This is a genomic window from Pandoraea anapnoica (genome assembly GCF_902459765.1).
Lineage (GTDB): Bacteria > Pseudomonadota > Gammaproteobacteria > Burkholderiales > Burkholderiaceae > Pandoraea > Pandoraea anapnoica.
The window spans coordinates 127,115-150,598 of record NZ_CABPSP010000009.1 but is presented as its reverse complement, the minus strand read 5'-3'; the positions used below and the strand labels follow the sequence as shown (position 1 = coordinate 150,598).

Below are 23,484 nucleotides of genomic sequence, written 5' to 3'. Positions count from 1 at the left end.
CATGTCGATTGATTCGAATCATCATGAGCACGGTAAGGACGGGCTGATCGAGCGTTACAACGCGGCGGAACGCATCAACCACTGGATCGTTGCGGGCACGTTCATTCTGCTCGCGCTGTCCGGGCTGGCGTTGTTTCACCCGTCGATGTTCTGGCTCACCAATCTGTTCGGCGGCGGGCCGTGGACGCGGATTCTGCACCCGTTCGTCGGTCTGGTGATGTTCGTGGCGTTTGTGTGGCTCGCCATGCGGCTCGCGCGCTACAACAAGTTCGAACAGCGCGACACCGAGTGGATGAAGAACATCGGCGACGTGCTCAACAATCGCGAAGAGAATCTGCCGGAAGTCGGGCGTTACAACGCCGGGCAGAAGCTGCTGTTCTACGTGATGGTGTTGTGCATGATCGGACTGTTGCTCTCGGGCATCGTGATCTGGCGCGCGTACTTCGCGTTCTACTTCCCGATCTGGGTGATCCGTCTCGCCTCCGACGTACACGCGGTGTGTGCATTCGTGTTGATTTGCGGCATCATTACGCACATCTACGCGGCGATCTGGATCAAGGGTTCCGTGCAAGCCATGACGCGCGGAACCGTCACCCGCGGCTGGGCGTGGAAACACCATCGCGCCTGGTACAAGCAGCTCAACAAATAAGTCCGGCCCCGCTGGTGGCCGGACGCTCTTACGAGGCCGGCCACCTTGCAACGCATTCTCGAACCCGGACAGATCGAGTCCCTCGATCGCACCTCCATCCCCCGTCTGCGCATGCCGCAACGCGCCGAAGTCTTTTCGGCCCGTGCGGCACGGCTGCGCCAACTGGCCGACGGCCATCCGCTGGGCGATTACCTGCGACTAATGGCCGCACTGGTCGATGCTCAGCAACGCGTGCTCGACAACTTTCAGGCCGAGCGTCCGTCCCCCGAATCAATTGAGCAGGCGCAGCAGCACTGCATGCCGCTCGTGCCTGCGAGCGGTGGCTACGATGCCGGTCGCTGGCAGCCGCTGCTCACGCCGTTGCTCGACGCGGTGGCGTCGCAGCCCGGGGTATCGCCGGCGGTGAAGGCGGTGATCGATCGCGTGCGTGCGGCCGACCCGGCGTCGCTCGAAGCGGGCGCGCAGGCGCTGCTCGCCGGTCACGGCAAGGGCGTGGATGCGGCGAGCGCGCCGTTCCTCATGGCGGCGCTGCAAGTGCTCTGGACGGGTGTGGCCAGCACGTTCGATGCAGGCGAAGTGCCGATGCTCGATGTGCCCAACGTGTGCCCAGTGTGCGGCACGTTGCCGGTGTCGAGCGTGGTTCGCATTGGCGGCGCGCATGAGGGCTATCGCTATCTGGCGTGCGGTCTGTGCTCGACCGAGTGGCACATGGTGCGGGTGAAGTGCACGCACTGCGAAGCGAGCGAGCATGTGGCGTATCACGTCGTCGACACGGCGGGCGATGCCGCAGCCTCGGGCGACGACGTGGCAGCGGCCGACGGTGGCCTTCTCAAGGGTAAGGACGGACGGCCGAAGCTCGACGAAGCCGCCAAGCGCGTTGCATCGTCACCCATCCGGGCCGAATCGTGCGACGACTGCCACAGCTACCGCAAGATCTTCTATCAGGACAAGGACCCGTTCGTGGAGCCGGTCGCCGACGATCTCGCGAGCCTTGCGCTCGACGTGTTGATGGGCGAGGCGGGATACGCGCGCGCCAACGGCAATCCGTTGCTCTGGCAAAACGCCGAGGAAGCCTGATGAAAGACGCAAGCGGGGCAATGCCGGTGGCCGACCAGGGGAGCCCGCGCGCGGGCGCGGCGGATCTCCCGTCGCTCGACCGCCTGTTGGGGACGTCCGAGTTGCACGCGGTGGTGGCCGACTTTGGACGTACTCAGGTGACGGCGGCGTTGCGTCGCGATCTCGACGAATGCCGTGCAGCAGCGCTTGCGGGCACGCTCTCGCACGACGCGTTGAGTCCGTCAGCCTTTGGCGAGCGCATCAAGGCGGGGCTGACCGAGCGCAATCGCGCGACGCTGCGTCCCGTCTTCAATCTCACCGGCACGGTGCTTCATACGAATCTCGGGCGCGCGTTGCTGCCCGAGGCGGCCATCGAATCGGTCGTACAAGCGCTCACGACACCGGCCAATCTTGAATTCGATCTGGCGACGGGCGGGCGCGGCGATCGCGACGACCTGATCTCCCCGTTGCTCTGCGAACTGACCGGCGGCGAAGCGGCCACGGTTGTCAATAACAATGCGGCGGCCGTGCTGCTGATGCTGGCGACGCTGGCGAAGCGTCGCGAGGTTGTGGTCTCGCGCGGCGAACTGGTGGAGATCGGCGGGGCGTTTCGCATCCCCGACATCATGACGCACGCGGGGGCGAAGCTCGTCGAGATCGGCACGACGAACCGCACGCATGCGGCGGACTATCGCAACGCCATTGGCGAGAAGACGGCGCTGCTGATGAAGGTGCATTGCAGTAATTACGAGGTGACGGGCTTTACCAAGAGCGTCGACGTGTCGGAGGTCGTGGAGATCGCGAAGCCGCATGGCGTGCCGGTGGCCGTCGATCTCGGTAGCGGCACGCTCACGCCGTTGGAGCGCTGGGGATTGCCGCATGAAACGACCGTGCAGGAGACGATTGCGGCCGGTGCCGATCTCGTCACGTTCTCCGGCGACAAGTTGCTCGGCGGGCCGCAGGCGGGCATGATTGTCGGTCGCAAGGATCTTATCGCGAAGATCAAGAAGCATCCGTTGAAGCGCGCGCTTCGCGTTGGCAAGTTGACGCTTGCGGCGCTGGAGCCGGTGCTGCGTCTGTATCGCGATCCGGACCATCTGCCGGAACGATTGACCACGTTGCGCCTGCTTACGCGCACGCGCGCCGAGATGGCCGCGCAGGCGGAACGGCTGGTGCCGGTGCTGGCGAAGTCGCTGGGCGACGCCTATACCGTCACCGCCGCGCCGATGGTCAGCCAGATCGGCAGCGGTGCCTTGCCGGTCGAGCAGTTGCCGAGCTACGGGCTGGCGATTGCCCCGGCGGGCGGCGGCAAGCGCGGCAGCGGCCGTGCGCTCGCGAAGCTCGAAGCGGCGCTGCGTGGTCTGCCGTATCCGGTGATCGGACGCATTGCCGATCAGACGCTCTGGCTCGACCTGCGCTGTCTCGAAGCGCATGACGAAATGCGTCTTTCGCGTCAATTTGAGGAGTTGCGCGCATGATCGTCGGCACCGCGGGTCACATCGACCACGGCAAGACGAGCCTCATTCGCGCGCTGACCGGTGTCGACACCGATCGTCTCAAGGAGGAGAAAGCGCGGGGCATTTCCATCGAACTCGGGTATGCGTACACGCCGCTGCCGGATGGCGAGGTGTTGGGCTTCATCGATGTGCCCGGGCACGAGAAGCTGATTCATACGATGGCGGCGGGGGCGGTCGGCATCGACTTCGCGCTGCTGGTCATTGCCGCCGACGACGGCATCATGCCGCAAACGCGCGAGCATCTGGCCATTCTGGCGATGCTCGGTGTGAAGCGTGGCGTGGTGGCCTTGTCGAAGGCTGATCGTGTGGACGGCGCGCGTCTGGACGCTGTGACGCAAGAAATCTCGCAGTGGCTTGCGAACACGCCGCTCGCTCAGGCCGACGTGGTGCCGGTCTCGGCGACCACGCCGGGCGATGCCGGTGTGGCGACGTTGCGTGAGCATCTGACGCAGGCCGCCCACGCGTTGCGTGAGTCGGGCAATGCGACGCGTCGCGACGATGCGTTGTTCCGTCTGGCCGTCGACCGCGTCTTTACGCTGGCGGGGCACGGCACGGTTGTGACGGGCACCGCGTTCGCTGGCACGGTGCGCGTGGGCGATACCCTCACGGTCATGCCGCAGGGCCTACCGGTGCGTGTGCGTAGCATTCATGCGCAGAACCGGCCGGTCGAGGCGGGCAGGGCGGGCGAGCGATGTGCGCTGAATCTGGCGGGCATCGAGCGCGATCAGCTTGGCCGAGGTGACTGGATTGTCGCGCCGGGATTGTCGTCGCCCTCCACGCATGTGGACGTCGACATGCACTGGTTGGACGACAGCGCGCCGCTCACGCAATGGTTTCCGCTGCACGTGCATTTAGGAACGACGCATGTGCAGGCACGCACCGTACTGCTGGGGGGCGACACGCTCGCCCCTGGCGCGTCGATGCGTGTGCAACTGGTCTTCGATACGCCGGTGTGCACGATGCCGGGCGATCGCTTCATCGTGCGCAATCCGCAGGCGACGGCAACCGTTGGCGGCGGACGCGTGCTCGATCCGGCAGCACCCGAGCGCAAGCGTCGTTCGGCGGGGCGTCTGGCGTGGCTGGATGCCGTAGTGCAGTACCTCGATGGCAACGGCTTGGGTGCATTGCTGACGCAGGCGCCGTTCGGGCTGACGAGCAAGCAGGTCGTTGCGATCACGGGTTTGCCTGCTTCGCAATGGTCCTGGCCGACGCACGCCGTTGTGCTGTCAGGCGGTGAGGGCGAATCGCTGGCCTTCTCGCCGCAAGCGTGGGAGGCGATCCGTGCCCGCGTGCTGGCGTCGCTTGGCGACTATCACGCTCGCGTACCCGACGAGCCGGGGCTCGATGCGGCGCGGCTTGGGCGCATGACGTGGCCGTCGCTGGATGCGGGCCGCTGGCGCATCGTCGTGCAGGCGCTGCTGAGCGAGGGCGCGGTGGCACGCACGGGGGCGTGGTGGCATCTGCCGACCCATCGCGTCGAAATGACGGCCGAGGAGACGGCGCTGGCCGAGGCGTTGTTGCCGAAGGTGGCGCAGGGCCGGTTCGATCCGCCGTGGGTGCGCGATATGGGGCGCGAGCTGAACGTACCTGAGGAGCGCGTGCGTGCCGTGTTGCGCAAGCTTGCGCGTCAGGGGCGGGTGCATCAGATCGTGAAGGACCTGTTCTATGACGACGCGTGCGTGCAGACGCTTGCGGGCATCGTCGCGGAGGGCGATGGCCGGGTCGAGGCCGGGGCATTTCGGGATGCGACGGGTCTGGGGCGCAAGCGCGCGATTCAGATTCTGGAGTTCTTCGACCGTGCGGGATATACTCGCCGCGTTGGTGACCGGCATGTGCGGCGTCCCGGGGTGGAGTGGGGCGCGGCGTAGCGATTCGTGATTCGCGATGTTTGCCGGTCGCGGCATCAAAGGTGGCGGTTTCGCGCGGCGCGTGGACGCTCACCTCATCATCGAGCAAGTGAAATTGCTTCGTCTGAAGGAAGGCATCCGTATCCGGTGATGCGGCCGGGCTTCAAACCCGGTTGGGGGCGTCAGACGCTCCCAGGTCGGTTCGACTCCGGCTGCTTTCCGCCACACGACTTCTACGGGCCGACATAACCTGCCTTCGAATGAATCTGACTTTCTCACCCACTTCGCAATCTGACGCTGATCTGCTGGTGAGCATTCGCATCGCCGCGATGCGCGAGAGCCTGGAGCGTCTCGGACGCTTTGACCCGCAGCGTGCGCGGGAACGTTTCCTGGCGTCTTTTGACCCGGCGCTGTGCCGCTTCATCGAAACCGATGATGCTCGGGTCGGCTTTTTCCTGGTTCGCCCTCAACCGGACCACTGGCACCTGGACCACTTGTACATCCTGCCAAAACATCAGGCACGTGGAATCGGAGCAGCAGTGCTGCGGCAGATCATTGCAGATGCCGATTCACAAGGCATGCCGATCCGCCTGGGCGCATTGCGAGGCAGTCAATCGAACGACTTCTATCGACGGCACGGGTTCGAGCAGACGGACGAATCGGAGTGGGATATCTACTACACTCGCCAACCACGCTCTGCAAAGGCATAGTTGCTACTCACATTCTTACGAGTGGGCCGAAGGCGAAGGCGAGCACTCCGAAAACGAGGTAGTTGCCGGGGAGCTTGTCGTTCCGCGTGCCTTCGAAGCTCTATGCGGACCTTGATGCTTGGTCGAGCAACCTGAGTTCGAAAACATTCGCCGCTTAGCTGAAGAAGCTTCAGGCGGAAAAGCCGATCGGGATACCGACGTCGCCATTGTATCGATGTCGGTCAGTATGGGTTCTTAGGTATCTATTTCTTGTATGTCACTGAGCCGACTGAATGCGCGTCAACTGGAAACGTTTCTCGCGATTGTGGATTGCGGGAGCATCGCGCGCGCAGCGGACCGTGTGTGCCTAACGCCGTCTGCGGTGAGTCAGTTGCTCGGCGAGCTGGAGCGCGAGGTCGGCTTTCGACTCTTTGACCGGACGACGCGACGCGTCACACTGACCGTCGCGGGCGCTGACTTTCTACCGGCCGCCACCGCCGCCATGGCGCAGCTCCACGCGGCGGAGCGCTCGGCGAAAAACATCCGGGACCGTGCGTCCGGTGTCATCCGCGTTGGTGCGCCACTGGTACTTTGCGCGGCCGTTTTGCCTGACGCCATCGCGGCCTATCGCGAACTTCATCCGAAGGTGACGATTCGACCGACGGATGTCGAAGTCGAGCATCTCGTGTCGTCGGTTGCCGACGGGGAAATCGATATCGCGCTTGGCCCAAATCAACCACTGGGCGATCGCGTGAGTGCGACGCCGCTGTTCGATAGTCCGTGGGTCGTCTGGTGTTCGCCCCGACACGCGCTTGCGCGATACGACGTCGTGCCGTGGGACGTGTTGCGTGAAACGGCCATTGTTGCCACCGGACGCGATCACGAGTACAGCGTCACGCGCATGCTCAGCGATCAGCCCGAGGACAACCGCGTATTTCCCGTCGAGATCGTCGAGAACGTCACCACGGCATTCGGCATGGCGCGTGCCGGACTGTCGGTGACGCTCGCGCCAGACTATGTGCAGGGCTTTGCCCGCAGCCAGGACCTGGTCATGCGGCGCACCGGCAAACCGGAAACGATCCGGCAGATCTGTCTCTATCACGCCAAAGAACGCGATCTGTCGCCCGCAGCGACAGGTTTCCACACCTTCCTCATTCGCTGGGTCGACGACTGGTATCGGACGCTGACACGGTGATGCGGGGTATGCGGCGATGCGTCGGATTTGCGCATTCGTAAGCGCCCTTAACGAACCCTTAAGCAGAAATCGCGAAGCGGGCAGTGGGGACGCGTAGACTCCTCCGGGTGATCAGGAGACACGCAGAACCATGAGAAAAGAACATTCCCCACATTCCGCTTTTGCATCGCTGACGCGACCGGACGGCATGAGCGACGTCGAATGGGCGGCGCGATGCGAATTGGCCGCCTGCTACCGCGTTTTCGACTATCTCGGCTGGACGGAGCTCATCTACAACCACATCACGCTTCGCGTGGTGGACGCCAGTCCGCCTGCGTTTCTGATCAACCCGTTCGGTCTGCATTACTCGGAAGTGACGCCGCTGAATCTCGTCAAAGTGGACGGGCAGGGCAACATTCTCGGCGGCAGCGACTACCCGATCAATCCGGCCGGATTCACCGTGCACGCGGCGCTGCATGAGGGGTTGCCGGGGGCGCACTGCGTGATGCACACGCACACCACGGCAGGCGTTGCCGTCGCATGTTCAGTTGCCGGTCTGCGCAGCGACAATTTCTACAGCGCGCAATTGCAGGAACGCGTGGCGTATCACGATTTCGAGGGCGTGACGGTGCATGCCGACGAAGGGCCGCGACTGCTTCGCAGCATCGGCGACAGGAAAGCTGTGATTCTGAGAAACCATGGCCTGCTCTCGTGGGGCGGCAGTATTCCGGAAGCTTTCACCTACCTCTGGACGCTGAACCGTGCCTGCGAAATTCAACTGGCGACAAGCATGATGGGACCGTCGCTGGCCATCGCGCCCGAGATCACGGCGAAATGCGCGCGCGATGCGCTGCAATTCGACCCGGCCTACGGTGCCGGACGAGACGTCTTCGAGGCGTTGGCGCGCATCGCGCTCAAAGCGTAGCGCGACGTCGCCGATCTGGGCGCGAACGCCATGATCACCCTGTACCACTCGAGCAACTTCGATCTGACGCAGCCGATAACGATTTCGGTGTTCGGGAAGACGTTCCAGTTCTAAGGGCAGGAATGAGTCCGCAGGAATGCCGCAGATAGCGATAAAATCGGAAATTCGTTCTGCGCTGCGGCCAGATGGCAGCGCGCCGTGGTGACGCACGGCGTTCCTTGCGTCCTCTCTATTGTTTCCCACGCCGAGTCACAACGATGACCAAAGACGAACTGGAAAAGGCCATCTCGACGCGTTTCCAGGAGATGCCGCCGAAGCTTCGTCAGGCGGCCCGGTATGTGCTCGATTCCCCGAAGGAAGTCGCGCTGCAATCCATGCGTACCGTCGCGGCGCGCGCGCAACTGCAACCGGCGTCGATGCTGCGTCTCGCGCGGGAGCTGGGGTTTTCGAGTTATGAGGATTTCCGTTCCGTCTATATCGACTGGCTCTCGGCCGGGCCGTCGGGGCTGCTGGAGCGCGCGGAACAGGTGCGCGAGCATTCGCGTACCTCGGGCGACGACCGAATGCTCGCCGATTCGCTGGCCAACGAATACGGGAATCTCGAAGCTACGCTGTCAAAGCGCAACGAGAAGGGTTTTCACGAAGCCGTCAATCTGCTGCGTAGCGCCAGCCGCATTTACGTGCTGGGTCTGCGCAGCCTGTACCCACCGGCGTTTTACCTGCACTATGTGTTGTCGACCTTTCAGGACAACGTCACGCTGATCTCGGGAGAGGGCGGGGCGCTGATCGACGATATGCGGCGCATCGGCAAGACCGATGTCCTGCTGTGCTTCACGGCGCATCCCTACACCGTGGCGAGCGTGGAGACGACCCGGTTCGCACGCCAACGCGGGGCGACCGTTATCGCGGTGAGCGACAGTGCGTTGTCGCCGGTCGCGACGCAGGCCCATACGTGCATCGTGGCACCGAATACGAGCCTGTCGCTATTCCCGTCGATTCTGCCTGCGCTCGCCGTGGCGCAGACCCTCGCGCAGTTGCTCATCGCCCACGGCGGCGAAGAGACGCTGGCCGAAGTGGCGAACAGCGCCGCGCAACTGCACGAGTTCAACATCTACACGGCCGACGACTGAGCGCTCTGAGCGTTCTTGATCAGCCCGAAGTTCGGGCGTCGGCGCAGCACGAAGTACAGCCCCACGATCATTACCGCCGTCGCGACCATAAACCAGAACTGGAAGCGCGAATCCGGATTGAACGCCTGTGAGAGCAGCACGGCCACCAGCGTGAGGAAGGCAATCGCGTTCGAGTACGGGTAGAACCACGCCTTGAAGCTCGACGCTTCCTGCTGCTGCATCGGCTGACGCGCCATTTTGCGGCGCATGACGAAGTGGGCCACGATGATGAAGATCCACACGGTCATGACGAATGCGCCGCTGCTCTTGGCGAGCATGAGAAACAGATCGCCGCCGCTCACGAAGTGCACCGCCAGAATGCCCAGACAGATCGCGAAGCTGAAGGCCAGCGCGTTGATCGGCACACCGCGCGCGTTTGTGCGGGCGAACATAGGCGGCGCATAACCGCGCTGGCTCAGCGAGTACAGCATGCGCGAGTTGGAGAACAAGAACGAGTTCATCACCGACATGAAGGACACGAATAGCACGGCCTTCATCGCCAGCGCAGCATTCGGGAAGCCGGCCATGCTGAAGAGCGAGACGTACGGTGAAGCCAGGTTGGCCTTGTCCGTCCACGGCAGGCAAAGAATGATGATCGACACCGAGCCGATATAGAACACCAGCACGCGGAAGATCACGCTGCGAATTGCGCGCACCACGTTCTGGCGCGGATTCTCCGACTCCCCGGCTGCGACGGCGGCGATCTCGCTGCCACCCAGCGAGAAGATCACGACCATGATGCCCGCAATGACCGGCGAGAGACCGTTCGGCATGAAGCCGCCGTTGCCTGTGAGGTTGACGAAGCCGGGCGCAGGAATCTTCGCTTGCAGACCGAACAGGATCGACAAGCCGAACAGCATGAAGATCACGATGGTCGCGACTTTGGCGAACGAGAGCCAGTACTCCGCTTCACCGAACGAGCGCACCGAGTAGGCATTGCTCACGATCAGCGTTATTAGCATGACGACCGCGCCACCCCAGACCGGTAGCCACGGCAGAAACTCGTTGAGAATCGCGCCGAGCAGGATCGCCTCGATGGTGATCGTCATGAGCGACTTGAACCAGTACAGCCAGCCGACGGCGAAGCCCGCCCACTCGCCGAGATAGGTGCTGGCATAGGTCGAAAACGAGCCTGCGTCGGGGTTGCGCGAGGCCATCTCGCCGAGCATAAACATCACGAACGTGACGATCAGCCCGCCGACAAGATAGGAGAGGATGGCCGCCGGGCCGGCGGTCGCAATGATGGCGCCCGAGCCGACGAACAGGCCGGCGCCGATCACACCACCGAGGGCAATCATGGTGATGTGTCGCTGTTTGAGGCTTTGACTCAGCGAGTTCTGCTGCATGGTCGAATTCCCTGTTGTGTAAGGTGTATGGGACGACAGTGCTGGCAACGACATGACCGGGACACCGTTGTCTCCGTCGGTGCTCCGTGTCACGCGGGGGGATGTCAGCGTAGCGCGGGGGCGATGGCCGCCCGAATGGCACCGTCGAGACGGTCGACCACCTTGTCGATTTCGGCTTCACTGATGACGAACGGCGGCGCGAGCATGATGTGATCGCCTTGCTTGCCGTCGATGGTGCCGCCCGCCGGATAGCAGGCAAGACCGCGCGCCATCGCTTCACGCTTCACGGCCGTATGGACCGAGAAGCGCGGGTCGAACGGGGTCTTCGAGGTGCGATCTGTCACCAGTTCGATACCGGCGAACAGGCCACGGCCACGCACGTCGCCGATGTGCGGGTTCTGAGCAAACCGATCGTTCAGTTGGTCCATGAGGTACTGACCGCGTGCACGAACTTGCGCGAGCAAACCGTCGCGCTCGATGACCTGTTGCACAGCCAGCGCGGCAGCACAGGCGGTCGGGTGCGCGAGGTAGGTGTGGCCGTGGTGGAAGAAGCCGCTGCCAGCGCTCATCGTCTCGACGATGCGCTTGCTCGCCAGCACTGCACCGATCGGTTGATAGCCGCCGCCAAGACCCTTGGCGATGGTCTGGATGTCCGGCGCGACACCTTCCTGCTCCCAGGCGTGCAGCGTGCCGGTGCGACCCATGCCGCACATCACCTCGTCGAGAATCAACAAGATGCCGTAGCGGTCGCACACTTCTCGCACCGCCTTGAAGTACCCGGCCACCGGCGTGATCACCCCGGCGGTGGCCCCGCCAATCGTCTCGGCGACGAAGGCGATGATCGAATCGGCACCCTGTTCGAGAATCGTGGCTTCCAGTTCGCTGGCCAGACGCTGACCGTATTCCACCTCGCTTTCCTGATCGCGCTGATCGCGGTAGGCGTAGCAGGGCGAGACGTGTGTGACGTCGATCAGCAGCGGTTCGAACTGCGCGCGTCGCCAGCGGTTGCCGCCGATGGCCAATGCGCCGAGCGTGTTGCCGTGATAGCTCTGACGGCGCGCAATGAAGCGGCGGCGCTGCGGCTGACCGATCTCGACAAAGTACTGGCGTGCCATCTTGAGTGCGGCTTCGACGGCCTCCGAGCCACCGCTCACGTAATACACGTGGCTCAGGCCCGAGTCGGCGGGGGTGTTGCGGATCAGGTTGTCGGCCAGCGCTTCGGCGACTTCGGAGCTGAAGAAGCCGGTGTGCGCATAAGCCAGCTTGTCGATCTGCGCGTGCATGGCGGCGATGACGTCGGGATGGCCATGGCCGAGGCACGAAACGGCTGCACCACCGGAGGCGTCGATGTACTCGCGACCTTCGGCGTCCTTGAGATAGACGCCCTGACCGCCGACCGCGATGGGCGGCTGGTGACGCAGGTGACGATGGAAGACGTGACTGGAAGAAGCTTGACTCATGATGTCAGGGGGCTCGGGGGCGGTAAGACGGTAGGGCGGAAAGACGACTCAATGGAAAGCTGAACACCGAATTGAACAAATGTTCAATTTTCGAAAGCGTATAGCACATATGTTTATTTTTTGATGCGTGAAAACCCTGAGGCCCGGCATGTCCCGGCTCATCGGACGAAGGCATGGAGCGAGCGGCGACGACTAAGAAAAAACCCGCCGAAGCGGGTTTTAGGAGGAACGAGCGTGGGGGGCGGTTACTTCGACGTGCCGTTCGATGTCGCCAGCGCCGCGATGCCCAGCCCCATATACAGCAGGCCTGCGATGTACTTGCCGATCCCTGGCTTCTTGCTACGGTTGGCGAGTGCGCGGCCGATGGTGCGGGCGAGGGCGGCGTAGGTCGTGTCGCTCACGCCTCCCACGAGGACCAGCAACAAACCCAGCGTGACGATTTGCAGCGGCACATGACCGAGCGATGGCGTGACGAACTGCGGCAAGAACGCCGCGATGAAGAGGCCCGTCTTCGGATTGAGCAGATTGACGAGGAAGCCCTTTTTGATCGTTTCGCCGAGCACGCGGGACTGCGATTGCGGTGCGGCAGTCGTCCCCGCCGCCGACGGCTTGCTGCGAACCACCTTGACGCCCAGATACACCAGGTAGCCCGCGCCCAGCAACTTGATGGCATTGAACAGCCACGGCGACGCCAGCAGCAACGCCGTGAGACCGGCCGCAGCGAAGCTTACGTGCACGAGCGTGGCGAGCATCACGCCGAAGCAGGACGCCAGGCCGAAGCGAAAGCCCTGACTGGCGCTCGTCGTCGAAATGTAGATGGTCGTCGGACCGGGAATCGCCACCATGATGAGCACGGTGGCGAGGAAGAAGGGCAGTACGTGGAGGTCGATCATGCCGGAATACGCGAGACGGATAGAGGGGCATCGTAACACCGGGCACATCGTCGGTTCAGACATGCGTGAGCGTTTTCGGACGAATGCTCAACTCTCAAGTGCCGTCGCAACGCAGCGTTGAATGTCAGGCGTCCGTGTACGCCCTTTCCTCACACCTTCGCAGTCACGAATAGAGATACAGTGGCCGGGCATCTCACCCCCCACCTTCATCACCATGAAAATCACCAAGTCGTCGTTCAAACCGTTACTGGCCATGCTGGGCGTTGTGGCCGCCCTGCAAGCCACACCATCCACGGCCGCTGAGTTGTGGCAGACGCTGCCGCCGACCCCGGCCCCGGCCAAATTCGACCGCACCGGCTTCGCCAATGTGAACGGCATTCGCCTGTACAACGCCGAGGTCGGCAACGGCCGCCCGGTGCTGCTGCTGCACGGTGGTCTGGCGAACTCGGACTATCTCGCCAAACAGGTCGAAGCGCTCAAGGCGCATCACCTCGTGATCGCCGTTGACACGCGCGGGCATGGGCGCAGCACACGCGATGACCGTCCCTACGGTTATGACCTGATGGCCGACGACGTCATCGCGCTGCTCGACCAACTGCACATCAAGAAGGCCGACGTCGTGGGCTGGAGCGATGGCGCGATTCAGGGCATCGACCTCGCGATCCGCTATCCGGACCGTGTGGGCAAGATCGTGGCGTTCGGCGTGAACACCAACACGGACGGCCTGAAGCCAGACTTCGACAAGAACCCGGTGTTCGCCGAGTTCATCAAGCGTGCGGCCAACGACTACGCGAAGCTCTCGTCCACACCGAAGGAGTACGACGCCTTCCTGAACCAGATCGGCAAGATGTGGGAAGGACAGCCGAACTGGACCGACGCCCAACTGAGGACGATCAAATCGAAGGTGCTGATCCTCGACGGCGAGCACGACGAAGGAATCAAGCTCGAACACAACATCTACATGGCGCACACGATCCCGGGCGCGCAACTGATGATCCTGCCGGGTGTCAGCCACTTCGCGTTCATCCAGGATCCGAAGATGTTCAACTTCGCGATCACGCATTTCCTCGATCACTGAGGCATTCGCAGAACGAGAGGTGGAGCGCCCGGCTCCGCCTCATCGTTTACCCGCAAACACCCCCGTCCCACAGATTTTGTCATTGACCGGCAAATTGTTTTTTGCTGGTATACCAGTTATGAACCAGACCCAACGCACCCCGGCCCTGAGCGAATCGGCTTACAGCGCCATTCGCAACCTGATCGTTTCCGGCGAAATCCGAGCGGGCGAGGCGCTGTCCGAGCGCGCGCTCTCGGAGCGTTTCGGCATCAGCCGCACGCCCGTGCGCGAAGCGATTCGCGCGCTCGCCAACGACGGCCTGCTGGAGATCGTGCCGATGCGCGGCACCTTCGTGCGTCAGTTGTCGGTGCGGGATCTGAGCGAAATTCACGAAGTGCGGCTGGCCCTCGAAGGCATGGCTGCATGGCTGGCGGCGCAAAAGGGCGTGACACCTGCGCTGGAAGAAGTCGCCGTGCGCCTGCGCGCGCTCGACGCACAGGGGATCGAAGGCATCGAACTCGACGTCGACATCACCCAGCGCGTGGGCTGGCAGTTCCACGAAGCGATGTTCGCTGCGGCCGACAACGTGCGGCTTACCGAGACTTATCACGCGTTGCGCACCCAGAACGGTCTGGCGCTGCAACGCATTCCGCATTACGACGCCGAGCGCACCCGCACCGCCGTTCGCGAACACCTCGCGATCTTCGATGCCATCGCCGCCGGGCGTCCCGAGGAGGCTCAGCGCCATGTCTGGGACCACCTCACGCACGCCATGCAGGCTCGCTTGCAGGCGCTCGTTCCTCCTGCGGCGCCGTCCGCGGTGCCCGCCGCGCTGTCAGCGGGCGCGCCTGCTGCGGCGCCCGCAGGCAAAAGCCGCAAACGCTGAACGCGTCGCAGCACGTGATGTCGTGCCAGTCCAGATGCGCCGCAACGCCACGTAATTTCCGGAGATAGTCGTCATGTCGTCAAGCACTGCCAGCAAGAAGAAGCGCCTCCTTCCGTTACCTATTCAGATGCTGATCGGTCTGGCGTTGGGCATCGGCTGCGGCATGGTCGCCCCGGCGCTCGCCACGAAGCTCATGCCTGTGGGCACTGCCTTCGTGCAAGCCGTGAAGATGATCGTCGTGCCCCTCGTCTTCACGGCGATCACGCTCGGCATCTATCAGATGGGGCACAACGCGCGCGCGCTCGGCCGTGTCTCCGCCATCAGCCTGATCTATTTCTTCATCGCTACGCTCGTCTCGATTGTGATCGGACTCGGCCTGAACGCGATCTTCCACCCAGGGCTCGGTGCGAATCTCGCGGCGGCGCATGCGTCGGCCAAGCCGATTGCCGCCTCGGTGGACTGGACCAAGTTCTTCCTGGAGATGATTCCGTCGAACATCTTCGCGGCGATGAGCGGCAGTAATCTGCTGCCGGTGCTGGTCTTTGCCGTACTGCTCGGACTGGCGCTGTCGTCCATCGGCGAGCGCGCGAAGCCGCTCGTCGGCGTGCTCGACGCGCTCATGGGCGCAGTGTTCAAGCTCACCGACTGGATCATCTCGCTCTCGCCGCTGGCGATCTTCGCGATCATCTCGTGGCTGTTCGCCACGCAGGGCATCGGCACGATTCTCGCGCTCGTGAAGCTCGTCGGCACGATGTACCTCGGCCTCGGCGTGCTGCTGGTGCTGTTCTGGATTCTGCTCAAAGCGATTGGCGAAAAGCCGTGGGCGACGACGCGCGCCATCGGTGAGCCGGTGATTCTCGCGTTCGCCACGCGCTCGTCCGAAGCCACGCTGCCGTTGCACATGGAAAAGCTCATCGCGATGGGCGTGCCGAAGGCCATCGCATCGGTCGTGCTGCCGCTGGGCTACGCGTTCAATCGCGACGGCTCGATCATGTACTTCGCGCTGGCCGTCGGCTTCCTTGCCGATGCCTACCACGTGCCGCTCGACATGCCGACGCTGCTCTCGATCGTGCTAGTGACCACGCTCGCCAGCAAGGGCAGCGCGAACGTGCCGTCGGGCGGTCTCGTGGCGATTGCGATGGTGCTCACAACCATCGGCGTGCCCATCGAAGCGCTCGCCATCATTGCCGGTGTCGATGCCTTCCTAGACATGGGCCGTACTGCCATCAATGTTTTCAGCAACACCGTGGCCATCAAGCTCGTCATGAAGCTCGCCGGTATTCCGTACGAATCGCCAGAAGCCGTGCAAGCGGCGCTCGCCGCCGAGTCGGAAACTGCGCGCGCGGGCAGCCATGCCCACGGTCAGGAGTTCGCATGACCTCAGGCAATACCGAACGCTTCATCGATCTGCGAAGCGATACCGTCACCCGGCCCACCGCACTGATGTGGGAGGCGATGCAAACCGCGTCGCTGGGTGACGACACCCTCGAAGGCGACCCGACCGTGCGCGCGCTGGAACATCTCGCGGCGGTCGTCACCGGCAAAGAGGAGGCGATGTTCGTCGTCTCCGGCACGATGGGCAATCTGATCGCTTCGCTCTGCCACGCCACGCGTGGCGGCGAAGCGGTGCTCGACGCGCAGGCCCACATGGCGAAGTCGGAGGCGGGCGGCATGTCGCGGCTCGCGCATCTATACCCGGTGCTCATTGCATCGGTGCGCGGCGAAATGGATCTCGATCAGCTGGCCGGGGCGTTGCGTCCCGGCTTTTCGCGTTATGGGCAACCGACGGCGATGGTCGCGGTCGAGTCCACGCATAACCACTCCGGCGGCTACGTGCCGTCGTTGTCGTATCTGGCCGATATCCATGCGCTCGCATCGCGGGCGGGCGTGCCGGTCCATATGGACGGAGCGCGCGTGTTCAACGCGGCCGCGGCGCTGGGTGTCGACGTCGGTCAGATCGCCGCGCATTGCGACAGCCTGACGTTCTGCCTCTCGAAAGGGCTGTCCGCACCGATGGGCGCGATGCTCGTCGGCTCGCATGCGATTATCGAACAGGCGCGCACGTTCCGTCGCATGACGGGCGGCGGGCTGCGTCAGGCGGGCATCATGGCGGCGGCGGGGAAAGTGGCGATGGAGACGATGGTTGCGCGACTGGCCGACGACAACGCGCGTGCGCAACGTCTATGGGACGGGCTCGCGCAGATCGACCCGCAACTGGTCGATGCTGTGCCGTCCACGAGCAACATCGTGCGCTTGCGTGTCGGCGAGCAACGCGAGGCGAACCCGCGTGCGTGGGAGGCTGCGCTCGCGGAGTACGGCATTCTGGCGCGCGCGAGTGGCACGTCGATGCTGCGACTTGTGACGCATCGCCATATCGGTGATGAGGATATCGACGAAACCATCGCGGCCATCGCGTCGATTCGGAATACGTTTGCCTCGCGCGCCACGCCGCTCGGGGTGGCTTGATCCGGCGATGCGTCGAGGCTGATTCGGCTCAGCGCTCGGCCACGGCCAGATACTGTTGCGGCGCGCGGCCGAACAACCGCTTGAACATCACGATGAAAGCGCTCGGGCTTCGATAGCCGAGCGCGAGCGCCACGTCGCCGACCGATGCCCCGAGCGCCAGCCGCGTGATTGCCTCGGATGCCCGCATATGCTGGCACCAGCGCCCGAAGGTCATCCCCGTCTCGTCCTTGAAGCGGCGCGCGAGCGTCTTGCCGCTCGCCCCCAGCTCTTCTCCCCAGCGCTCCAGCGAGTAATCGGTCGCGGGGGCCATCATCATGTGCTCGCAAATCGCCAGCAGCTTCGCGGAACTGGGGAGCGGCAGGCCGTGCTCACCGGGCGCAGCCGCCTCGCGAAGCAAACGCAGAAGCAAAGGAATGGAGAGGGCGGTGCGGCTGTCGGGGGCGTAGTGGAGGCCGTCGGACAACATGTCGACGGCCAGTTCGTGCAGAAGCGGGCCGACCGTCAGCACGAGCGCGTTAGGCCACAGCCACGACACCGTGCCCGGCTCGACGCTGATCGTGCAGAACTGCATGCGTCCGACGGCGTGCAGTTCGTGCGGGGTATTCGGCGGCAGCCAGAGCGCGCGTGATGCGGGCAGTGTCCACGTGTGCGCAGGCGTGAGCACGCGCACCACACCGCGCAGCGCCATCACCACGTGACCGTGTTGATGCTGGTGCCACGGCTGGCGCTCACCATCCTCACATTCCATGCCCCCAAGCGTGACGTCGCGCGGTAAATGACGGCGCGTTTCCGGATAGCGGCGCAGCAGCAATTCCTTCATGACGACTTCCCAACCGGACCGATCCATTCGGTCAGATGACGTGCCATTTGTCCCGCAACCCCTTGTGAGATGGACACGACACGCCAAAGCATAGAGAAAAGGACAAAAATTGTCCTTTTCTCAACATTTTTTGCGATTCACAGCAAAAGCATCCCCGGTATTCTACCAACTGCCATCGGGGTTCAGGTGGCAGATACAAGTGATAATAGTAATGCGTCTCATTTATTTTAATTCATTCTATTGGAATGGCTCTGGCGCGGGAAGCGGACGTAAAGTGAAACGAAATCACGCGGGGAAGGCGACCCATTCGAACAGTGGGCGACGAATGACGGTCATGGCGGCAGTGCTTGCCGCAGCGGTATTCGGGCAGCACGCCGCGACGGCGGCGGACGCAAGCGAGACGCCGTCGACCGGTGTAACGAATGCATCGGAGGCAGGGGGCGCAGCCGGTATAGCGAATGCAGCGGGCGCAGTGACGCTGCCCGCAACACAAGTGCGCGATAGTGCACTTGCCGAGAATCCGAACGGGCCGGGGCGGGGCTACGTCGCCAAACGCATGACGACCGTCACCAAGACCGACGCATCGACATTGACCGCGCCGCAAGCGACTTCGACGGTCACGCGCGCACAAATGGACGATCAGGGCGCGATCACGATCGATCAGGCATTGCGCTACACGACCGGCGTCAATACGCAGGACGGGACCGACGTGCGCTTCGACCAGCTTCGCGCCCGTGGCTTCGATATCGACGCCTATCTCGACGGTCTCGGCATTTTCCCGTCGCCGCGCTTCGCTACCGCACGTGTCGACCCGTATCTGCTGGAACGCATCGACGTGATGTTCGGCCCGTCCTCCGTGTTGTACGGGCAGGGCAACCCCGGTGGCATCGTCAACTACAGCAGCAAGTTACCGACGGAGCAGCCGCTGCGCGAAGTGATGCTCCAGATCGGCAATCACGATACTTATCAGACCGGTTTCGATCTCGGTGGATCGCTGACGCCGGACGGCACGATCCTCTATCGCGTCGTGGGTCTGGCGCGTGATGCCAAGACGCAGGTCAGCGCCATCAAGGATCAACGACTGGCGATTGCGCCCTCGATCACGTTCAAGCCGGATCGCGACACGTCGCTGACCTTGCTCGCGGGCTATCAACGCGACCCGGCAGGCGGGCTGTTCAATCCGGTGCCCGCCAGCGGCACGCTGTTCGTCAATCCGAACGGTCGCCTCGGCCCGGACCAGTACTTCGGCGACTCGAATCGCGACGGCATGCAGCGCACGCAATACTGGTTCGGCTATCAGTTCGCGAAGCAACTCAACGATACGTGGCGCATTTCGCAGAACGCGCGTTATCTGCACATCGACCAGAACTACTATCAGACGTCGATCACCAGCCCGCTTGCGGCTGACCAGCGCACGGTGGCGATGTGGGGCAACACCGACTTCGAGCACGTAAGCCAGTGGCAGATCGATACGAACGCGCAGGCGAAGTTCGCCACCGGTCCGGTCGAACACACGATGCTCTTCGGCTTCGACTTTCGCCGCGTGCTCGAAGGCGATAACTACGGCGGTGCGGTCGTCGGTCAACTGGATCTGTTCAATCCGAACTACGGCGCGCTGGCGGGCGTGAGTCCGAACACGCGGCTGGACTATTCGCTGAGTCAGGCCGGGCTGTATGCGCAGGACGAACTGCGGTACGACCGCTGGGTCCTCACGCTCGGCGTGCGCGAAGACTGGGCGACGACGCGCTCGACCACGAACGGTGTGCAGCGCTCGTCAGATAACAGCGCGTTCACCTGGCGTACAGGACTGTCGTACGCCTTCGACAACGGCGTCGCGCCGTACGTGAGCTATGCGAAGTCGTTCGCGCCGGTGCTGGGGACGAACTTCGCAGGCGATGCGCTTTCGCCGACCCAAGGCAAGCAGTACGAAGTCGGCGTGCGCTATCAGCCGAAAAACTACGATGCGTCGCTGCGTCTCTCGGCTTTCGACCTGCGTCAGGAAAACGTGAGCGTGGTCGATCCGGCGCATCCGACCTTCCCGACGCAGACGGGCGAAATCCGTTCGCGCGGATTCGAAGCCGAAGCGCGCGCCAACGTCACCCGCGATCTGAAGGTGATTGCGTCGTACACGTACATCAACCAGGTCAACCTGCAAAGCACGACAGCGCAGGACAAGCGTCCGCAGCTCACGCCGCGTAACAGCGTCGCGCTCTGGGCCGATTACACGCTGCACGAGGGTGCGTTGCGCAATCTCGGATTCGGTGCCGGTGTGCGTTACATGAGTTCGTCGGCTGGCGACACCGCCAACACGTTCGAAGTGCCGAGCCGCACACTGGTCGACGCCGCCGTGCACTACGACTGGCAGCAATGGCGTTTCGCCGTGAACGTCAGTAACCTCTTCAACCGCGAATACATCTCGTATTGCACATCGTCATCGCTGTGCTACTGGGGCGCGACGCGAACCGTTCTGGGGACAGCCCGATATCAATGGTGATGCAACGACAATCGTTTGCCGCACGACGCCGCCTCCTGGCGGCGTTTGGCGTTGGTGCGCTGGCACCGTTCATGGGGGCGGGGGGCGTACTTGCGTCGCCTGTCGGGGCTTCATCCGCTGCGTCTTCCTCGGCCTCGGGCCGTCTGCCGCGCGTGGTAGTGCTCGACTGGGGGCTTGCAGCGCAGGTGCTCTCGCTGGGCGTGACGCCTGTCGGCGCGGCGCGCCCGTTCTGGTATCGGCTCCTTTCGGGCACGCCCTCGATGCCCGACAACGTCGTCGACGTCGGTCTCCTCTTTCAACCGAATTTCGAAGTGGTGCAGGCGCTGCGTCCCGACCTCATCGTCATCACGCCCGCGCACGCTGCGCTCGCCGATTCGCTTGCGCGCATTGCGCCGCTATTCGTCGCGCCGCCACCCCATCCGCATGAAGACGGCTATCAACTTGCGTTGCGTCGCGCGCGGGCGTTGGGCGATGCACTGGGGCGTCCGACGCAAACTTCGCAGTTGCTGGCTGCGACGGATGCGCGTCTGAGCGAGGTTCGCGATCGTCTGACGAAGCACGGCGTCACACAACGACCGGTGTATCTGATGAGCCCCATCGACACGCGTCTGACGAACGTCTTCGGTCGTGAGAGTGTGTTCGGCGGGACGCTGGCCGCTGTGGGGCTGACCAACGCGTGGCGACGTCCGAGCGATACGGAGGGCATGGCACAGATCGACTACACGCAGCTCGGGGCGGATGCCTCGGCGCGCGCGATGCTGATCGGTGCGCGTCCCGGATTGCTGGGCATGCTCGGGCAGAGTCCGCTGTGGCAGGCGCTGCCGTTCGTGCGCGGGGCGCGCGTCGGTCAGTTGCCGGTGATGTTGCCGACGGGCGGCACGCCCACGGCGGTGAAGCTGGCCGACGCGCTGAGCGTCGCCCTGACGGGAGCGGCGGCATGAGCACGGGTAATCCGTTTCAACCGATGACGGCCGACAAGCCGCTCGGGTCCGCGACGTCCAGCGACGTGCGTCATCTCTGGCGTCTCGCGATGATGGTCGGCGCGCCCGCGCTGGTGCTGACGCTTATCACGTTGCTGTCGCTGCGCCCGGCGGGCGTCGACAGCGGCACGTTCCTCGCTGCTGTCTGGCACGCGGTCACACATCCGACGCTGGACCCGAATGCGTCGGCTTCGGCTGCCACGATGTCGGGCCTGCTCGTGAACTACGCGTGGCTGCCGCGACTGGCGATGTCGGTGCTCGCCGGTGCCGGGCTCGCGCTCGCGGGCGTGATGTTCCAGCAGGTGCTGCGCAATCCGTTGGCCGAGCCGCTGACACTCGGCGTGGCGTCGGGCGCGTCGCTCGCGCTGTCGGCGGCGACGATCTGGCTGCCTGCGGTGGCCTTCGCGTGGCGCTCAGGCGTCGCATTGTTCGGGTCGGCGGCGGCCATCGCCGTGGTGATGGCGCTGACGTGGCGTAGCCGCTTCGCCCCCATCCCGGTGATTCTCGCGGGCATGATCGTCAACCTGTATTGCAGCGGCCTGTCGATCATGGTGTCGATGACGCACGAACGCGCGCTCGTCGGTGTCTTCGCATGGGGGGCCGGATCGCTGGTGCAAAACGGCTGGCACGATTTCGGATGGCTGTTGCCCCGCGTGATCGTGGCCGTCGTTGCGGCGGCGCTGCTGCTCAGACCGCTGACGTTGTTCACGCTCGACGACCGCAGCATGACCCAGCTCGGCGCGCGTGTCGCATGGATTCGCACTGCCGGACTGGTGGTGGCTGTGGCGCTCTCGGCATGCATCGTCAGCGTCGTCGGCATCATCGGTTTCGTCGGTCTGGCCGGACCCCAACTGGTGCGGCTTGCCGGTGCGCGACGTCTGCGCGATCAACTGATCTGGGCGCCGTTCATCGGCGCACTCATGCTGATGCTGACCGACCAACTTGTGCAGTGGCTGCCACTATTCGACGGCGCGTCGTTGCCGACAGGCGCCGCCGCTGCGCTGTTTGGCGGACCGCTGTTGCTGTGGCTGCTGCGCCGCACGCGGGCCGGAGAAGTGGCAAGCGCCGATGCTGCGCCGCCCGCACGCGCGCGTCACCCGTTCCGATGGCTCGCGTTGGCACTCGTGTTCGGGGCCGCGCTCGTTTGGGTGACGCAGCATCTGGGGCGTTCGTTCGACGGCTGGGAATGGGCGACGGACGCGTCATGGGCATCGCTTTCGCAATGGCGGCTGCCGCGCATGCTGGCGTCGGCAGCGGCCGGGATCGCGTTAGCGCTTGCGGGCACGCTGCTGCAACGGATCAGCGGCAACCCGATGGCCAGCCCCGAACTGCTCGGCGTGAGCGGCGGCGCAATGCTGGGCGTGCTGATCGTGACGTTCGCGATGGTCGGTCCGTCGGCGTCGGCACTATTCGTTGCAGCCTTTGCAGGCGCCGCGCTCAGTCTCGCAGTCATGCTCACGCTTTCGCGCAAAGGCGGTTTCTCGCCCACACGAATGTTGCTCGCGGGTGTAGCGATCTCCGGCATGGCGCAATCGCTGGTGGCGATCGGGAGCGCGAGCGGTACGGCGAATGCCTTCCTGCTGCGCTCGCTGATGCTTGGCCTCACGTACATCGTCGGCCCCGGTATTGCTTTGGGCACTGTCGTCGCGTCGTTGGCGGGTCTGTTGCTGACGTGCCTGGCGTCGCGCTGGCTGGATCTGCTGCCGATGGGCGACGCAACGGCGACCGCCGTCGGCGTGAACGTGCGGCGTGCGCGCCTGTGGATGTGGTGTCTGGCCGCGACGCTCAGCGCCGTGGCGACGCTCGTCGTCGGCCCGCTGTCGTTCGTCGGTCTGCTCGCGCCGCATCTGGCGCGCATGGCCGGGTTCGGCAAGGGACGCTCGCAGGCCGTCGCGTCGGCCGTGTCCGGTGCGTTGCTGATGATCGCCGCCGACTGGCTCGGACGCAATCTGCTTTTCCCGCAACAACTCCCGGCGGGCGTGCTTGCGATGCTGATCGCCGCACCGTATCTGCTGTGGCACCTGCGTCGGCAGGTGGCGTGACATTCCCGACATCC

The 23,484-nt window shown here is 64.0% G+C and carries 19 protein-coding genes and 1 tRNA gene; 16 read left to right on the top strand and 4 right to left on the bottom strand.

Going from position 1 to position 23,484, the window contains the following annotated elements; genetic code table 11:
* Nucleotide 1: 1 nt before the first annotated feature.
* The 9 genes from PAN31117_RS15940 (at nt 2) to PAN31117_RS15900 (ending at nt 8,987) form a co-directional block, all read left to right on the top strand.
* Nucleotides 2–649 carry a formate dehydrogenase subunit gamma gene (locus PAN31117_RS15940; protein WP_150739036.1) on the top strand — a complete coding sequence of 216 codons (648 nt, stop codon included), beginning with the start codon at nt 2–4 and terminating at the stop codon, nt 647–649.
* Between the two features lie 45 nt (nt 650–694).
* The gene (fdhE, locus tag PAN31117_RS15935) at nt 695–1,726 is read left to right on the top strand and encodes a formate dehydrogenase accessory protein FdhE (protein ID WP_150739035.1); all 1,032 of its coding nucleotides are present in this window, start codon (nt 695–697) and stop codon (nt 1,724–1,726) included.
* Nucleotides 1,726–3,183 (top strand): L-seryl-tRNA(Sec) selenium transferase, encoded by a 1,458-nt coding sequence (selA, locus tag PAN31117_RS15930; protein WP_246189117.1) that lies wholly within the window; start codon nt 1,726–1,728, stop codon nt 3,181–3,183. The genes fdhE and selA overlap by 1 nt, the downstream gene beginning before the upstream one ends.
* Nucleotides 3,180–5,090, top strand: a complete 1,911-nt coding sequence (selB, locus tag PAN31117_RS15925) for a selenocysteine-specific translation elongation factor (protein ID WP_150739034.1) — start codon at nt 3,180–3,182, stop codon at nt 5,088–5,090. The genes selA and selB overlap by 4 nt, the downstream gene beginning before the upstream one ends.
* Nucleotides 5,091–5,198: 108 nt before the next feature.
* A tRNA-Sec gene (locus tag PAN31117_RS15920) sits at nt 5,199–5,294 on the top strand.
* Between the two features lie 35 nt (nt 5,295–5,329).
* Entirely contained in the window at nt 5,330–5,779 is a 450-nt protein-coding gene (locus tag PAN31117_RS15915) for a GNAT family N-acetyltransferase (RefSeq protein WP_150739033.1), read from the top strand.
* 253 nt (nt 5,780–6,032) lie between these two features.
* Complete coding sequence (locus tag PAN31117_RS15910; RefSeq protein WP_150739032.1) at nt 6,033–6,953, top strand: LysR family transcriptional regulator; 921 nt, start codon at nt 6,033–6,035, stop codon at nt 6,951–6,953.
* A 130-nt stretch (nt 6,954–7,083) separates the two neighbouring features.
* Entirely contained in the window at nt 7,084–7,857 is a 774-nt protein-coding gene (locus tag PAN31117_RS15905; protein ID WP_150739031.1) for a class II aldolase/adducin family protein, read from the top strand.
* Between the two features lie 257 nt (nt 7,858–8,114).
* Complete coding sequence (locus PAN31117_RS15900; RefSeq protein ID WP_150739030.1) at nt 8,115–8,987, top strand: MurR/RpiR family transcriptional regulator; 873 nt, start codon at nt 8,115–8,117, stop codon at nt 8,985–8,987.
* Here PAN31117_RS15900 and PAN31117_RS15895 read toward each other — a convergent pair.
* The 3 genes from PAN31117_RS15895 to PAN31117_RS15885 all read right to left on the bottom strand — a co-directional run bounded on the left by PAN31117_RS15895 (nt 8,969) and on the right by PAN31117_RS15885 (nt 12,788).
* Nucleotides 8,969–10,372 carry an amino acid permease gene (locus tag PAN31117_RS15895; RefSeq protein ID WP_150739029.1) on the bottom strand — a complete coding sequence of 468 codons (1,404 nt, stop codon included), beginning with the start codon at nt 10,370–10,372 and terminating at the stop codon, nt 8,969–8,971. The two genes, PAN31117_RS15900 and PAN31117_RS15895, sit on opposite strands and share 19 nt — an antisense overlap.
* A 104-nt stretch (nt 10,373–10,476) precedes the next feature.
* Nucleotides 10,477–11,832 (bottom strand): aspartate aminotransferase family protein, encoded by a 1,356-nt coding sequence (locus tag PAN31117_RS15890; protein ID WP_150739028.1) that lies wholly within the window; start codon nt 11,830–11,832, stop codon nt 10,477–10,479.
* Nucleotides 11,833–12,077: 245 nt separating this feature from the next.
* Nucleotides 12,078–12,788, bottom strand: coding sequence for a LysE family translocator (locus PAN31117_RS15885; RefSeq protein ID WP_150739027.1), 711 nt, complete (start codon nt 12,786–12,788; stop codon nt 12,078–12,080).
* Nucleotides 12,789–12,939: 151 nt separating this feature from the next.
* On the opposite strand from PAN31117_RS15885, the gene PAN31117_RS15880 reads away from it, so the two are divergent.
* The 4 genes from PAN31117_RS15880 (at nt 12,940) to PAN31117_RS15865 (ending at nt 17,134) form a co-directional block, all read left to right on the top strand.
* Nucleotides 12,940–13,803 carry an alpha/beta fold hydrolase gene (locus tag PAN31117_RS15880; RefSeq protein ID WP_217429663.1) on the top strand — a complete coding sequence of 288 codons (864 nt, stop codon included), beginning with the start codon at nt 12,940–12,942 and terminating at the stop codon, nt 13,801–13,803.
* Nucleotides 13,804–13,921: 118 nt separating this feature from the next.
* The gene (locus tag PAN31117_RS15875; RefSeq protein ID WP_150739026.1) at nt 13,922–14,668 is read left to right on the top strand and encodes a GntR family transcriptional regulator; all 747 of its coding nucleotides are present in this window, start codon (nt 13,922–13,924) and stop codon (nt 14,666–14,668) included.
* 73 nt (nt 14,669–14,741) lie between these two features.
* On the top strand, nt 14,742–16,046 hold the full coding sequence (locus PAN31117_RS15870; protein WP_217429662.1) for a dicarboxylate/amino acid:cation symporter: 1,305 nt from the start codon (nt 14,742–14,744) through the stop codon (nt 16,044–16,046).
* Entirely contained in the window at nt 16,043–17,134 is a 1,092-nt protein-coding gene (locus tag PAN31117_RS15865; protein ID WP_150739025.1) for a threonine aldolase family protein, read from the top strand. The genes PAN31117_RS15870 and PAN31117_RS15865 overlap by 4 nt, the downstream gene beginning before the upstream one ends.
* A 28-nt stretch (nt 17,135–17,162) precedes the next feature.
* On the opposite strand, the gene PAN31117_RS15860 is transcribed toward PAN31117_RS15865, so the two are convergent.
* Nucleotides 17,163–17,954, bottom strand: a complete 792-nt coding sequence (locus tag PAN31117_RS15860; RefSeq protein WP_150739024.1) for an AraC family transcriptional regulator — start codon at nt 17,952–17,954, stop codon at nt 17,163–17,165.
* A 334-nt stretch (nt 17,955–18,288) separates the two neighbouring features.
* Between PAN31117_RS15860 and PAN31117_RS15855 the strand changes: the two genes are divergently transcribed.
* From PAN31117_RS15855 to fhuB, 3 genes are read left to right on the top strand one after another with little or no spacing between them, the layout of a single operon-like run.
* Nucleotides 18,289–20,448: a TonB-dependent siderophore receptor gene (locus tag PAN31117_RS15855; RefSeq protein WP_246189115.1), complete on the top strand. Its 2,160-nt coding sequence runs from the start codon at nt 18,289–18,291 to the stop codon at nt 20,446–20,448.
* Nucleotides 20,448–21,389, top strand: coding sequence for an ABC transporter substrate-binding protein (locus tag PAN31117_RS15850; RefSeq protein WP_174990989.1), 942 nt, complete (start codon nt 20,448–20,450; stop codon nt 21,387–21,389). The genes PAN31117_RS15855 and PAN31117_RS15850 overlap by 1 nt, the downstream gene beginning before the upstream one ends.
* Nucleotides 21,386–23,470, top strand: a complete 2,085-nt coding sequence (fhuB, locus tag PAN31117_RS15845; RefSeq protein ID WP_150739021.1) for a Fe(3+)-hydroxamate ABC transporter permease FhuB — start codon at nt 21,386–21,388, stop codon at nt 23,468–23,470. The genes PAN31117_RS15850 and fhuB overlap by 4 nt, the downstream gene beginning before the upstream one ends.
* Nucleotides 23,471–23,484 lie beyond the last annotated feature (14 nt).